Origin of the sequence: Sphingobacterium humi (assembly GCF_009768885.1) — a bacterium.
GTDB classification, from domain to species: domain Bacteria; phylum Bacteroidota; class Bacteroidia; order Sphingobacteriales; family Sphingobacteriaceae; genus Sphingobacterium; species Sphingobacterium humi.
This window is the reverse complement of record NZ_WSQA01000008.1, coordinates 119,849-134,353: the sequence shown is the minus strand read 5'-3', so window position 1 is coordinate 134,353 and position 14,505 is coordinate 119,849. Positions and strand designations below refer to the sequence as shown.

At 42.8% G+C, this 14,505-nt stretch carries 15 protein-coding genes; 11 read left to right on the top strand and 4 right to left on the bottom strand.

The genetic code is table 11. The annotated features are described in order from the left end of the window. Positions 1-83: 83 nt before the first annotated feature. From GQF63_RS11965 to GQF63_RS11950, 4 genes are read left to right on the top strand one after another with little or no spacing between them, the layout of a single operon-like run. Positions 84-1,061, top strand: coding sequence for a substrate-binding domain-containing protein (locus tag GQF63_RS11965; RefSeq protein ID WP_160369466.1), 978 nt, complete (start codon positions 84-86; stop codon positions 1,059-1,061). After that, positions 1,054-1,944, top strand: coding sequence for a phosphate ABC transporter permease subunit PstC (gene pstC / locus GQF63_RS11960; RefSeq protein ID WP_160369465.1), 891 nt, complete (start codon positions 1,054-1,056; stop codon positions 1,942-1,944). Before GQF63_RS11965 ends, pstC begins: the two co-directional genes overlap by 8 nt. Further along, positions 1,941-2,795, top strand: coding sequence for a PstA family ABC transporter permease (locus GQF63_RS11955; protein ID WP_160369464.1), 855 nt, complete (start codon positions 1,941-1,943; stop codon positions 2,793-2,795). Before pstC ends, GQF63_RS11955 begins: the two co-directional genes overlap by 4 nt. Beyond that, on the top strand, positions 2,750-3,559 hold the full coding sequence (locus GQF63_RS11950) for a phosphate ABC transporter ATP-binding protein (protein WP_160369463.1): 810 nt from the start codon (positions 2,750-2,752) through the stop codon (positions 3,557-3,559). The genes GQF63_RS11955 and GQF63_RS11950 overlap by 46 nt, the downstream gene beginning before the upstream one ends. A 64-nt stretch (positions 3,560-3,623) precedes the next feature. Here the strand turns inward: GQF63_RS11950 and GQF63_RS11945 are convergent, their stop codons facing one another. Further along, the gene (locus GQF63_RS11945; protein WP_160369462.1) at positions 3,624-5,120 is read right to left on the bottom strand and encodes a dicarboxylate/amino acid:cation symporter; all 1,497 of its coding nucleotides are present in this window, start codon (positions 5,118-5,120) and stop codon (positions 3,624-3,626) included. 462 nt (positions 5,121-5,582) lie between these two features. Beyond that, a complete protein-coding gene (locus GQF63_RS11940; RefSeq protein WP_160369461.1) occupies positions 5,583-5,933 on the bottom strand; it encodes a 4Fe-4S dicluster domain-containing protein in 351 nt (116 codons plus the stop codon). A gap of 158 nt (positions 5,934-6,091) precedes the next feature. Between GQF63_RS11940 and GQF63_RS11935 the strand changes: the two genes are divergently transcribed. The 5 genes from GQF63_RS11935 to dnaJ all read left to right on the top strand — a co-directional run bounded on the left by GQF63_RS11935 (position 6,092) and on the right by dnaJ (position 9,880). Continuing rightward, positions 6,092-7,105, top strand: a complete 1,014-nt coding sequence (locus tag GQF63_RS11935) for an acyl-CoA reductase (protein WP_160369460.1) — start codon at positions 6,092-6,094, stop codon at positions 7,103-7,105. A 61-nt stretch (positions 7,106-7,166) separates the two neighbouring features. Beyond that, a complete protein-coding gene (locus GQF63_RS11930; protein WP_160369459.1) occupies positions 7,167-7,370 on the top strand; it encodes a fructose-6-phosphate aldolase in 204 nt (67 codons plus the stop codon). Positions 7,371-7,376: 6 nt separating this feature from the next. Continuing rightward, positions 7,377-8,057 (top strand): cell division ATP-binding protein FtsE, encoded by a 681-nt coding sequence (locus tag GQF63_RS11925; RefSeq protein WP_160369458.1) that lies wholly within the window; start codon positions 7,377-7,379, stop codon positions 8,055-8,057. A gap of 127 nt (positions 8,058-8,184) precedes the next feature. Then, positions 8,185-8,721: a nucleotide exchange factor GrpE gene (locus GQF63_RS11920; protein WP_160369457.1), complete on the top strand. Its 537-nt coding sequence runs from the start codon at positions 8,185-8,187 to the stop codon at positions 8,719-8,721. Positions 8,722-8,731: 10 nt separating this feature from the next. Next, on the top strand, positions 8,732-9,880 hold the full coding sequence (gene dnaJ / locus GQF63_RS11915) for a molecular chaperone DnaJ (RefSeq protein ID WP_160369456.1): 1,149 nt from the start codon (positions 8,732-8,734) through the stop codon (positions 9,878-9,880). A 33-nt stretch (positions 9,881-9,913) separates the two neighbouring features. On the opposite strand, the gene kdsA is transcribed toward dnaJ, so the two are convergent. Beyond that, positions 9,914-10,729, bottom strand: a complete 816-nt coding sequence (gene kdsA / locus GQF63_RS11910; protein WP_160369455.1) for a 3-deoxy-8-phosphooctulonate synthase — start codon at positions 10,727-10,729, stop codon at positions 9,914-9,916. Between the two features lie 10 nt (positions 10,730-10,739). After that, a complete protein-coding gene (gene recQ, locus GQF63_RS11905; protein WP_160369454.1) occupies positions 10,740-12,929 on the bottom strand; it encodes a DNA helicase RecQ in 2,190 nt (729 codons plus the stop codon). A 107-nt stretch (positions 12,930-13,036) separates the two neighbouring features. On the opposite strand from recQ, the gene GQF63_RS11900 reads away from it, so the two are divergent. Next, positions 13,037-14,002, top strand: coding sequence for a KpsF/GutQ family sugar-phosphate isomerase (locus GQF63_RS11900; RefSeq protein WP_160369453.1), 966 nt, complete (start codon positions 13,037-13,039; stop codon positions 14,000-14,002). A gap of 119 nt (positions 14,003-14,121) precedes the next feature. Continuing rightward, the gene (locus tag GQF63_RS11895) at positions 14,122-14,496 is read left to right on the top strand and encodes a DUF1573 domain-containing protein (RefSeq protein WP_160369452.1); all 375 of its coding nucleotides are present in this window, start codon (positions 14,122-14,124) and stop codon (positions 14,494-14,496) included. Positions 14,497-14,505: the final 9 nt, after the last annotated feature.

Sequence of the window (14,505 nt, the reverse complement as noted above, 5' to 3'; positions counted from 1 at the left end):
TTTCTGTAAAAATAATATATAATATCTAGTGATTTAGTATATATTTGTAAAAATAATTTTAAAAACCTCAAAACGACGCTCCTGTGAAGAAATATAACATATTATCAATCAGCGTATTAACATTTCTAATTTTAGCTTCTTGTGCACCTAAGGTTGCCGAGGGCTATGATTCGGAGAAAGGATATGTTGGTAATATTTCGATCTCCGGAGCCTTCGCACTCTACCCTTTGGCGGTACTTTGGGCCGAAGATTTTAAGAAAGAAAACCCGCATGTGCGCTTTAATATTTCTGCAGGTGGGGCAGGCAAAGGCATAGCCGATGTGTTGAGTAATATGGTTGATATCGGTTTAGTTTCCCGCGACCTGCATGATCAAGAATTGGAAAAAGGAGCCTATCCTTTAGTGGTTGCACATGATGCTGTTCTGGCAACTATTAATACAGCACATCCGAATTACAGCCTTTTGATGGAACGGGGCTTATCACAAGAAGAATTGAAAGGGATTTTCCTGACACAGGCCTATAAAAAATGGTCGGATATCGATTCCCGCTTTGTCGAAGAGCCTATTCAAGTGTATGTACGGTCGGATGCGGCTGGCGCTGCCGAAACTTGGGCAAAATTTTTCCACGCGAGTCAAGAAGACCTCAAAGGCATCGGAATTTTCGGAGATCCCGGCCTGGCGCAAGCCATAAAAGACCAAGCTCTCGCTATTGGTTTCAATAATGTGAACTACGTATATGATTTAAAAAGCAAGCATTATTCTGAAGGCATTAGTGCCTTGCCCATCGATTTAAATGCTGACGGGAAACTAAGCCCGGATGAAGATTTTTACGATAGCATCGATCTGCTCACACAGGCTATTGCCGAAAAACGATACCCCGCACCGCCAGCACGGGAATTGATGTTTGTCATCCGCAAGGATAAGCAAACGAAACTATTAGAAGCATTTATTGCCTTCGTGTGGCAAGAAAAAGAACAAGCCTACCTGTTAGAAAATGGCTATGTGCCTATTCAACGAGAATATCTTCCGGAAGCATTACAAAAATTGAAAGCCCGTGATTAGTAGATTAGCAAAAGATAAAATCGCCAAAAATAGCTCGGCCCTGCTCCTGGGGCTGAGTAGCCTCCTTATTTTACTCGTGTTTCTAGGCTTGCTCTGGAAAGCACAACCTGTATTGCAGGAATATTCCCTCGGCCAATTGCTGAGTGAAAGTGTATGGGCGCCGTTAAAGGGGAAATTTGGATTTCTACCCTTTATTATGGGCACCCTATGGGTTACAGCACTTTCTTTACTTCTTGCCGTGCCCTTATGCATAGCTGCATCGGTGTATTTAGTCGAATATGCGTCCGATAGGTTACGGAACATGGTATTGCCCTTGGTGAATGTGTTGGCGGCTATTCCGCCGGTGTTGTATGGCGTTTGGGGCGTTTTATTTGTTGTGCCGCTATTGGGTACTTATGTAGCACCAGTGTTTGGAATCAGTAGTTCAGGATATTCGGTATTTGCCGGTGGGATAGTATTGGCGGTCATGATCTTTCCCATCATGGTGAGCATAATGGTGGAGGTATTGCAAACCATTCCGTATGAGCTCCGGGCTGTTTCCCTAAGTTTAGGGGCTACGCGTTGGGAAACCATCAAGCATGTCATCCTGAAGAAGGCCAAGCCAGGCTTGTTGGCAGCCGTAGTATTAGCCATTTCGCGTGCATTCGGTGAAACCATTGCCGTATTGATGGTATGTGGTAATATTCCGCACCTACCGAAGTCCATTTTCGATGCCGGTTATCCAATTCCTGCCCTCATAGCCAATAACTTTGGTGAAATGATGTCGATACCCTTATATGATTCCGCACTCATGTTCGCCGCCTTATTGCTTTTCCTAATCATTTTTGGCTTCAACCTGATTTCAAGACTTATTCTAAACCGTTTGGAGGGCCAACATTCATGAGAAACATAAAAGCTAGATTAATAGAGGAGAAAATAGCGAAAGGCTTTATGCAGCTATCCGGCATCATCATTACCGGTTCCTTATTCTTTATCGTTGGCACCATATTGTATAAAGGCTTGCCTTATTTATCCTGGGAAATGATTAGCCAAACCCCACAGGGTGGCTTTTACATGGGAAAAGAAGGCGGTATTTTAAATGCAATTTTGGGTTCTTTGTATTTGGCCAGTGCCTCGACCTTTCTGGCTACCCTAATCGGTATTCCCATCGTTTTATACCTGAATGTATATGTAAAAAAGGGCTCTCTGCTCGCACGATCGGCTAAATTACTTTTCGACGTGCTTTTCGGCATCCCTTCCATAGTATATGGTGCCATTGCATTTAGCCTGATGGTCTATCTGGGTATTCGTGCCTCCTTATTAGGCGGTATTATCACGATAACCTTACTCACGATTCCCATCATTGTACGTACCTTAGATGAGCTGATAGACACCATTCCTACCGATTTAAGGCATGTAACCTCCTCGCTGGGTGCCACCCGTTGGGAAACAGCGAAAGTGATGCTGAAATACATTAAACCGGGTTTGTTTACCGCTATATTATTGGCTTTTGGCCGCGCCATTGGCGATGTTGCTGGCGTGCTGTTAACGACGGGTTTTAGTGATAACCTACCAAAATACATAGATGAACCTACCGCTACACTTCCCCTCGCTATATTTTTTCAACTAAGCAGTCCTATTCCCGAAGTGCAGGGCCGCGCCTATGCGTCTGCTTTACTCCTCACATTTTTAATTTTAGTCATCGTTTTATGTTCCCATATCCTAGCCTCGAAACAGAAAAAGCACAAGATCTAAGCCCGATTATCTTGCCCAAAATTCAAATTAAGAATTTGAATGTGCAGGTAGAAGGTAAACAGATCTTAAAAAACATCAGTTTAGATATTCCCAATAATAGCATTACATCCATTATTGGCCCATCGGGCTGTGGTAAAACGACGCTGTTAAAAACCTTAAATCGACTATTAGACGATCAGAAGGAAGTGGAAGTATCGGGCTCAGTATTGGTGAATAATGAAGATATTTATGCCCCAGGAGCCGAAGTAACACATATACGAAAGAAGATGGGTTTATTATCCCAGAAACCCTTTCCGCTACCGATGTCTATCTTCGACAACATTGCTTACGGCCCAAAAATTCACGGCATACGCGATAAGAAAGCCTTAAAACAGATCGTTGAGCAGCAGCTCATCAATGTAGGGCTTTGGGAGGAAGTAAAAGATCGTTTAGATGCCTCAGCAACGCGTTTGTCTATCGGGCAGCAACAAAGGCTATGCTTAGCCCGAGGATTGGCTGTAGCCCCGGAAATCATCCTTGGCGACGAGTCTACTTCCGCCCTTGATCCGATATCCACACAGACCATTGAAAACCTCTTAATAGAATTGAAAGAAGATTACACCATTGTGCTGGTGACGCATATTTTGCGGCAGGCGCGCCGGGTATCTGATTATATCCTCTTCTTATATAACGGCGAGATTGCCGAATTTGGAAGAACCGAAGATGTATTGCTGAATCCGCAGAATGAAATTACTAAACAATATGTAAAAGGATACATCTCTTAACTTGCGCAATTAATACCCATATATTTCAAAAAAGGGGCTGTGATGTATTCACAGCCCCGCTTTTTTAAGATCTTGTTTCGTTTTCCGGTCCTTCTTCAATCACCTCGGCAATTTCTTTAATGCCGTCTTCATCCGTATCTACCCGGAATGGGGCGGCCTCATCAAAATCACCCTCCCATTTCGCGACCACCACGGTAGCTAAACAGTTACCAATAACGTTCACCGACGTACGCGCCATATCCATAAGCTCGTCAATACCCAGAATCGCAGCAATCACAAATACCGGTAATCCAAATTGATCGGCCGTCGCGATAAGCACAATTAAGGAGGCACGCGGCACCGCTGCTACGCCTTTCGAGGTAATCATCAAGGTGAAAGCAATCATTAATTGTTGTCCGAACGACAGGTGAATACCCGCTGCCTGGGCCACAAAAATAGAGGCTAAAGATAAATATAGGGAGGTACCATCTAGGTTAAAGCTATAACCCGTCGGGATAACAAAGGATACAATTCGGCGTGGAACCCCGAATTTCTCCATGGCCGACATGGCTTTTGGCAATGCCGCATCCGAACTGGTGGTGGCAAAAGCAATGGAAACAGGTTCCTTAATGGCGTTCACAAATTGCTTCACCGGAATTTTTAAGTATAAGGCTACTGGTAATAATACCAGGAGTAAAAAGCAGATTAAGGCGAGGTATAGCGTGGCCAGCAACATAAAGAGATTCTTGAGGATATCGACCCCCAAATGCCCAACCGTATAGGCCATGGCTGCCCCCACACCAATAGGCGCAAACAGCATCACCAGGTTGGTGAATTTAAACATGGCTTCCGATAAGCTCTCCGTAAAATCGACCAGCGGCTTTCGCTTTTTCTCCTCCACCATCGCCAAACCTATACCGAAAATAACGGCGAATACAACAATCTGTAATACCTTGTTTTCGTAAATTGATTTCACGATATTTTCCGGGAAAGTATCGCGGAAGAACGTAGAGAATTTAAATAACCAATGTGCACTTTCGTCAATATGCTCTAAAGCTACCTTATCAGCGTCAGATAGTGCCGATGTTTGTGGCAATTCCTCATGAGGCATATGCTCAATATCAATTCCTACACCGGCGCGGGTTAAATTGATAGCACCCAATCCAATAAAAATGGCACAGGTGGTAGCACAGAAGAAGTATAACATCGATTTCCAAGCCATACGTCCCACTTGCTTTAAATCGGAATGCCCGGCAATACCGAACACCAAAGTCGAGAATAAGATAGGGCCAACGATGGTTTTTACCAACTTAATAAATCCTTGACTTAAAGGCTGCAAGGCTCGGGCGGCATTTGGAAAATCTAAGCCTACGAAAATACCCCATATCATACAGGTCAAAATCCAGGTGGTTAAATTTCTCCGCACCAAGGCATTCATCAACAACACCGCGGCCGTGACCCAACGTACAGCGACCATAACGGAGGCAGGGACGGCAACGATATTAAATTCGTAAAGAAGCGTGATAATTGATGCTAAGGCAACAGTGATAAGTAATATGTATCCCGTAGTTTTTTTCGACATGTAATTAATTTAGGGTTTATTATTCTGATAATTCATGTAATGACTGACAAAAATAAAAAAATAGCTGTGCTTCACAAACATTTAATTGATTCTCTACCTTGCAAAACTGCCTCATGCCTATGCCATCTATCCGCTTCCCAGGGCGAATAGATTTAATCCCACAAAAATATCATCCCCAAAAATCCCCTTCAAACTTCCAAAAAAGCCGCGCCATTTATATACCTTTTTTCACTCAGACCCATTTCACTCCCCTTTCACTCCCCTTTCAAAGCCCAATCAACTCAATGCCCATTGGGCTCTGAAAGGGAAGTGAAAAAAGAGAATGAAGGAGTTTTTTAAGGTTGGATGAATAGTAAGTGTTAGCATGCGTGGGCAAAAGGAGTTGAAGGGTTTGCCAGATGCGGGTTGGGCATAAAAAAAGCCCGGAACGAATTCCGGGCTTTCCATATTTTTTAAGCTTGCTTATTCAGCGTGTAACCATGCTTTTTTAGCAAGTAATTCTTCTTCGCTTTCGCGGATATCTTCGTCTTCGATACAACAGTCTACTGGGCAAACTGCAGCGCACTGCGGCTCATCATGGAAGCCTACACATTCCGTACACTTATCGGATACGATATAATATACTTCGTTCGAAATCGCCTCTTGTGATTCATTGGCATCTAAGGTTACCCCTTCACCAAAATCGATAATCCCATCTAAGGCAGTACCATCTGAAAATTTCCATGTAACGCCAGCATCATAAATTGCGTTGTTTGGGCATTCTGGTTCGCAGGCCCCACAATTGATACATTCGTCAGTAATTTTAATTGCCATTTATGTCCTTACAATAAAATATTAAACTAATTTTGCACAATCAAAGTTAATATTAAAAAAACATACAGTAAAAAAAAGTATACTAATTTAATAGCTATTTACTTTGATGTGGCAAATATAAGGGAAAATTAGGTGAGAATTATTCTAAATTATAAGTTTTGGTAAAAGAAAAGCGCATCCAAGCCTTCCATGAATTAGGCAAATTTCTAGCATCCGATGATGCAACTATTCAGGCATTATTAGCAAGTGTAAGCGTTAAAAATGCATGGTATACCCCACAGTTTGTACAGCAGCAATTTGAGGCTTTAGCAAGCAGCTTGCAGGTGGAGAAGTTAACGGCTTGGTTAAAAGATTATCCGGAAGGGGAAAGCGATAAGAAAGTAGGATTGGTATTGGCCGGTAACCTCCCTTTGGTGGGTTTCCATGATATCTTATGCGTGTTAATTACAGGCTTTAAGGCACAAATAAAAACTTCTTCAGACGATGCCGGATTAACTTCCTTTGTGTTGCATAAGCTGATTGAAATTGAACCTGACTTTGCCAAACAGATTGATTTGGTGGATAAATTAAGCGATTATGATTTAGTGATTGCCACGGGAAGCAATAATTCAGCGAGGTACTTTGAACATTACTTCGGGAAGAAACCTCATATTATCCGCAAGAATAGAAATTCGGTGGCTGTGATTTCCGGTCAGGAAAGCCAGGAGGAATTAACCCAGCTGGGCCATGATATCTTCGATTATTTTGGTTTAGGCTGCCGTTCGGTTTCCAAAGTATATATTCCGGCAGATTATGATATTCATCCTTTCTTTGAAGCTTTGGAATCGTTTAGCTGGATTAAGGATCATTTAAAATACAACAACAATTACGATTTTAATAAATCTATTTACCTGATTAATAAGAATGCGCATTTTGATAATGGCTTTTTATTGCTGAAGGAAGATGCAAGCCTGGCCTCTCCCCTTGCTGTGGTTCATTTTGAGCGCTATACCGACTTAAAAGCGGTTGAGCAGCAATTGGATGCCCAAGAAGCCGAGATTCAATGCGTCACCTCGCAGCTGCCTTTAGCCATTCAGGTTCCGTTATTTCCTTTTGGCGCCAGTCAGGCACCCGCATTAGATGATTATGCCGACCGGGTGAATACCTTAGATTTTCTTCGGAACAACCAATAAATGCTAAATTGTGGCGTTAATATCATGGTGAATTCATAAAAAGTTTTAATTTTGTTAATCTATGTATGTTATAAAAGTTAAGGGTGTAGCGAAGATTCCGGATTATGTGCAATTACGTGATGATGCATTTACCCTTTTGGCATACTTTCGGGTTGATCGACCTGATAAATCCCTTGATAAAATCGGCCTTGGAGATAAATTGGAACATATTATGAATATAGTTCGGGAATTGCCCTTTGGCCAAATAAAAAAAATTGACTTATAGAACGATATGAGAGAAAATACGGTTATTAAACTGAAAAACGTCGATATATACCAACAGAAGCATTTGGTGCTTTCCAATGTGAATTTGGATATTGCCCAGGGTGAGTTTCTTTACCTAATAGGGCAATCGGGTTCCGGAAAGAGTAGTTTGCTGAAGATTATCTATGGCGACCTTTATATTGCCAATGGTGAGGGAATGGTAGCCGGATTTGACCTCAAGAAATTACATGAAAACGACGTGCCCTTTTTGCGTAGGAAATTAGGGATCGTGTTTCAAGATTTCCATTTATTGAACGATAGAACGATTGAGAAAAACTTAGAGTTTGCCTTACGTGCGACAGGATGGAAAGAAAAAGGATTGATTGAAAACCGCATGTTGGACGTTTTAGAAAAAGTAGGGCTTCGCTCGAAATTAAAGAAAATGCCGCATGAGCTTTCCGGTGGCGAGCAGCAACGTGTAGTTATTGCTCGTGCCTTATTGAACAACCCAGAGATTATATTGGCCGATGAGCCGACCGGTAACTTAGACCCGGCGACTTCTGAAGAGATTGTCTTATTGCTTCGGGATATTGCCAGCTCGGGAACGGCGGTATTGATGGCGACACACGATTATCAGATTATTAAAAATATGCCTGCACGTATTCTCCGTACTTCGGATGGAGGCCTGCATGACAATGTCAACATTTAAAAGCTGACATTTATCTGAATTCCGACATTTTGCAAGTGTCCCTTCCGGAAACACTGACAGGATGTCGGATTTTTTTTATTGGCAAAAAAATTGATGAAATCAGATTTAAGAATAGAATAAAACGGTGATGATGAACGAAAACGAAAATATTCAAGACGAGAACGTAAATGCAGCAGATCCGCAAGCCACGGATCAAGTGGACAATCAAGAAGGCAATGAAGTTGCCGTTTTGACGGATAAATTGAACGATGCGAATGATAAATACGCGCGTTTGGTTGCGGAATTTGACAACTATAAGAAACGTACATCTAAAGAGAAGCTAGAGCTAATGCAATCGGCAGGAAAAGATGTATTGGTTAAATTATTGCCGGTATTGGATGATTTTGATCGTGCAATGACCTTTATGAAAGATGTTCCGGATGAGGATAGCGTGAAGCAAGGTGTAGACTTGGTGAACACGAAATTCCGTAAAACGATGGAACAATTGGGTTTAAAAGAGATGGACGTTATCGGCCAGCCTTTTGATCCGGAATACCAGGAAGCTATTACCTCCATTCCTGCACCTAACGACGAATTAAAGAACAAGGTAATCGATGTGATTGAGAAAGGCTATTTCTTGAATGATAGCGTATTACGTTTTGCGAAAGTTGTTGTAGGCCAATAAGATTATTAAAATGTCAAAAAGAGATTATTACGATGTACTAGGCGTATCCCGCACGGCTGAAGTGACGGAGATTAAAACGGCCTATCGTAAATTAGCCATTAAATTCCACCCAGATAAGAATCCGGGTGATAAGGAGGCGGAAGATAAGTTTAAGGAAGCTGCTGAGGCTTATGAAATATTAAGCAACAGCGAGAAGCGTGCGCGTTACGATCAGTTTGGCCATGCCGGCAACTCGGCATCGGGCTACGGCGGTGGCGGCATGAATATGGATGATATCTTCAGCCAATTTGGTGATATCTTTGGTGGTGGAAACCCCTTTGAGAGCTTCTTTGGTGGCGGCGGTGGTCGCAGTGGCGGCCGTCGGGTGCAACGTGGTACCAACCTGCGCATCAAAGTAAAATTAACGCTGGAAGAAATTGCCAAAGGCGTTGAGAAGAAAGTAAAAGTAAACAAGCAAGTTGTTTGTCATACCTGTAGTGGTACGGGTGCGAAAGATAAGAGCTCTTACCATACTTGTAATACCTGTGGTGGTAGCGGTTCTGTTCGTCGGGTTACCAATACCATTTTGGGCCAGATGCAAACCACAAGCACCTGCCCTACCTGTAATGGCGAAGGGGTAGAAATTACAGCGAAATGTACGACTTGTAAGGGCGACGGTTTAGAACGTGGCGAAGAGACCATCTCGATCAATATTCCTGCGGGTGTAAGTGAAGGCATGCAATTGTCGATGAGTGGTAAGGGTAATGCCGCCCCACGTGGAGGTATCCCTGGCGACTTAATTATTCTGGTGGAAGAAGTGCCGCATGAAAGCTTGAAGCGCGATGGCATCAATGTGATTTATGATTTATACATCAACTTTGCCGATGCAGCTTTAGGTACCAGCGTTGAGATCCCGACCATCGACGGTAAAGCTAAAATCAAAATCGATCCAGGAACCCAAGGTGGCAAAATCTTGCGTTTAAAAGGAAAAGGATTGCCGGAAGTGAATTCCTACCATAAAGGCGATCAGTTGGTGTACGTGAATGTGTGGACACCAAAAACAGTATCAAAAGAAGAGAAAGAGTTGTTAGAGAAATTGAAAGGCTCGGCCAACTTTAAGCCTCAACCGGGAAAGAGTGAGAAATCGTTCTTTGAACGGATTAAGGAATATTTCGAATAAAAAAAAGCCGGAGACTCTCCGGCTTTTTTAATGTTATAAGATCGCTTCCCTTACGCGGATTAATTTTTCCATTAATCCTTCCAATAAATCCAAGTGCAACATATTGGCACCATCAGATTTGGCATTGGCCGGGTCGGGGTGAGTTTCAATAAACAGGCCATCGGCACCTACGGCAATGGCCGCTTTGGCAATGGTTTCAATTAATTGAGGCTTCCCTCCTGTTACACCCGAGGTTTGATTCGGCTGTTGTAAGGAGTGGGTACAATCCATCACCGTTGGCACAGCAAAGTTGCGCATTGCTGGAATTCCCCGGAAGTCGACGATTAAGTCTTGGTAGCCGAAGGTATTTCCACGATCGGTTAAGATTACTTTTTGGTTTCCGGCATCTTTTACCTTGTCTACGGCAAACTGCATCGATTCGGCAGAAAGAAACTGTCCTTTTTTAATGTTTACGACTTTTCCGGTTTCTGCTGCGGCAACCAGTAATTCGGTTTGGCGGCAAAGGAAGGCCGGGATTTGCAATACATCCACATAAGCTGCAGCCATTGCGGCTTCATGGCTTTCGTGGATATCGGTAACTGTAGGTACACCGAAGGTTTTACCTACTTTTTCTAAGATTTTAAGGGCTTTTTCGTCGCCGATTCCGGTAAAGGAATCTACACGCGAGCGGTTGGCCTTGCGGTATGATCCTTTAAAAATAAAAGGGATACTGTATTTATCTGTGATGCGCACAATGCGTTCTGCAATGTGAAGGGCAATGTCTTCACCCTCGATAGCACAGGGGCCGGCCATAAGGAAAAAAGCGGTTGAATCGCCATTCTTTATCGTCGGCAAGTAGGTATTGATCATAAATTCTGTATTAATTTCCTAGTTCTGAAATAAATTTGATGCGCATCAATTGGATGTCTTCGAAAGAATAATCTTCCTCACCCAATTCATTTAAAGCACCTTCGATACTGTCGTTTTCTGCCGTTTTAAAGTAATCATACACCTCGTCCTGCCGGTCGGGGTCAATCATCTCATCCACAAAATAACCGATGTTCAACTTCGTGCCTGAATTGACGATAGATTCTACCTCCTTCAGCATGTTTTCGTAGCTGATGCCTTTGGAGGAGGCAATATCCTCCAGGCTGATTTTCCGGTCGATATTCTGTATAATAGATACCTTTAAGGCCGATTTATTGGCGGTACTTTTGATGACAAGATCTTGCGGACGGTCGATTTCATTCTCCTCGACGTATTTCTTGATCAACTCGACAAATGGCGCCCCGAACTTCATGGCTTTACCTGAGCCTACCCCTTGAATCTTTTTCAACTCTTCCGTAGAAACCGGATAATGTGTACACATTTCATCGAGAGACGGGTCTTGGAAGATTACAAAAGGAGGCAATGATTTTTGCTTAGCGATCTTCTTGCGTAAGTCCTTCAGCATTTTCAGCAATTCCGCGTCTAAAGCACCCGATTGCCCATGGGCATCTTCGGATCCTTCGCTGCTGGCTTTCTCCATCGGGCGGTTCAAGATAAACTTGATGGCATATGGATTGGCAATGTATTTTTTACCAGCATCGGTAAGCTTAAGAAGCCCATAATGGTCGATATCCTTCTTGATGAAATCGGACAGCTCGGCTTGACGGATCAGGGAGTTCCAGTAATTGGATCCTAAGTCCTTACCACTGCCAAATAAAGCATGCGTATCGTGCTTATAAGCAGAGATGGGTTGGTTGTTCTGGCCAATCATCACGTTGATGATGTGCTGATCGTCGAACTTATCACCTTCTTCTTTAATAAAGTTGAGTACCTTCAATAGGTTATCCTCTGCTTCGAAATAGGTTTTCGGCGATCGACAGTTATCGCACATGCTGTTACAACCTGTTTCATCGAACTTCTCGCCGAAATAATGCAAGATTTGCTTTCTACGGCAAACCGCAGATTCGGAGTAGTCGATGACTTCTTTCAATATTTGTGTCCCTATTTCCTTCTCCGAAACAGGCTTGTCTTTCATGAATTTGGTGAGCTTTTCTACGTCTTTTTCCGAGTAGAAAGCCAAGCAAAAGCCTTCGCCACCATCACGACCTGCACGTCCGGTTTCCTGGTAATAGCCTTCCATGGATTTCGGAATATCGTGGTGGATCACGTAGCGTACATCCGGTTTATCGATACCCATACCAAAGGCGATGGTGGCTACAATAACCTCAATATCCTCCATCAAGAACTTATCTTGTGTTTCGGCACGGGTTTTAGCATCCAATCCAGCGTGGTATGGCAGAGCTTTAATACCGTTGATGTTCAGTACTTCGGCAATCTCTTCCACCTTTTTGCGGCTTAAACAATACACAATTCCAGCCTTACCGCTATTACTTTTGATAAAGCGGACGATCTCTTTGATGACATCTACCTTAGGCCGAACTTCATAATAGAGGTTTGTGCGGTTGAAGGAAGACTTAAACAAGGTGGCTTCCGTCATCTGCAAGTTCTTGCGGATATCAGACTGTACTTTTGGTGTTGCAGTTGCCGTTAAGGCGATAATAGGGATGTTATCCCCTACTTCATTGATGACCTGTCGGATTTTACGGTATTCAGGCCGGAAGTCGTGTCCCCATTCGGAGATACAGTGTGCCTCGTCAACAGCCACAAAGGATACGGTAATGCTTTTTAAAAAGCTTACGTTGTCTTCCTTGGCTAAAGACTCGGGTGCAACATACAAGAGCTTGGTCTTGCCGTCGGTCACATCCTGCTTTACGCGTAAGATCTCATTTTTGGTTAAAGAAGAGTTTAAGAAGTGCGCAATGCTGTCTCTTCCTCCAAAGGCTCGGAGTTGATCCACTTGGTTTTTCATCAGCGCAATAAGTGGCGAGATCACGATGGCCGTGCCTTCACTCATTAACGCAGGTAGCTGATAACAGATGGACTTTCCGCCACCGGTTGGCATGATAACAAAGGTGTCTTTCTTGTTTAGCACATTAGTGATAATGGCTTCCTGATCTCCTTTGAAGGTGTCAAAACCAAAAAAATCCTGTAAATTATCAAATAGTGATTTTTCTATATCCATTCACCTAGCAATAATAAAATAGATGACTTCACAGTACATTAAGGATTACGCCTTAAATAATGTATTTTTGTGATGTAAATTGAAGAATAAAATTAGGTAAATATTACGTGAAAAACAACTTAGATATTAAAAAGGTTGCGATAGACACCTTTGAATTGGAAGCGAAAAATGTACTTGCCCTATCCGAAAGAATTGACGATGATTTCGTTAAGGTTGTAGAGACGATACTAGACTTGCAAGGCCGCGTGATTATCACCGGTATCGGAAAAAGCGCCATCATTGCGCAAAAGATTGTAGCGACCTTGAATTCAACCGGAACGCCGGCTATTTTTATGCATGCAGCGGATGCCATTCATGGCGATTTAGGCATCATTCAACAAGCAGATTTAATTATTGCCATTTCGAAAAGTGGCAATACCCCGGAGATTAAGGTCTTGGTTCCTTTTCTGAAGCAGACTCATAATACCTTAGTGGCCATTGTTGGGAATCGGGATTCGTACCTGGCCGAACAAGCGGATTATATTCTGGACACGACCATTACGCGGGAAGCCTGCCCAAATAACTTGGCGCCTACCACCAGTACGACGGTGCAATTGGCCATGGGCGATGCCCTGGCAGTGGCCTTGCAAACAAAACGTCAGTTTACGGATCGTGACTTTGCTAAATACCATCCCGGAGGGGCATTGGGTAAGCAACTTTACTTAAGAGTTGGCGACTTGTCGGATAACAATGGCTTGCCTGTAGTGTCGCCGGAAGAAGGCATTCGTTCGGTTATTATATCCATTACGACCTTCCGCTTGGGTGCGACTGTGGTGCTGGAAAATGAAACTATTTTAGGCATTATTACCGATGGTGATATCCGTCGGATGCTGGAAAAACACGAAGATATCAGTCAATTGACGGCTCGTGATATCATGAGTGTTGGCCCTAAAACCATCGATCGGAATGAGCTGGCCGTAAATGCTTTACACAGCATGCGTCAGTTTAGTATTTCGCAATTGGTGGTTACAAACGAGGGTAAATACGCAGGAATCATCCATATTCAGGATATTCTGAAAGAAGGAATTATTTAGCTTTTTTTTGTAATATTATTGTTGGTTTAAACAATTAAGGGTTTGAACAGTCGAATAATTATAAAATTGGTCTTAGATTTGAGTAGATCACATAAGAGATAAAAAAAGAAATGATAGCAATGAAAAAATTAACAAGTATAGGTGCGGTGCTAATTGCCTTTATCAGTTTAACAGCAATGACTTTATTAGCTGCGGAGTTTAAATTTGAAAAAGAATCTCATGATTTCGGGAAGATTCCGGCAAATAAACCAGTATCGTACGAGTACAAATTTAGCAATGCTGGTGATCAGCCGATTATTATTACGGATGTGCAGCCAACTTGCGGATGCTCGGTAGCCGAGTTTACTAAAACTCCTGTGAAACCTGGCGAGGCTGGAACGATTAAAGTGACTTACAATGCAGAAACTACAGGTCCGTTTACCAAATCGTTTATCGTAAAATCAAACACTAAAACTCCTGTTAAAACATTAACCATCAAAGGTATAGTGGAATAAGCAGGGGCA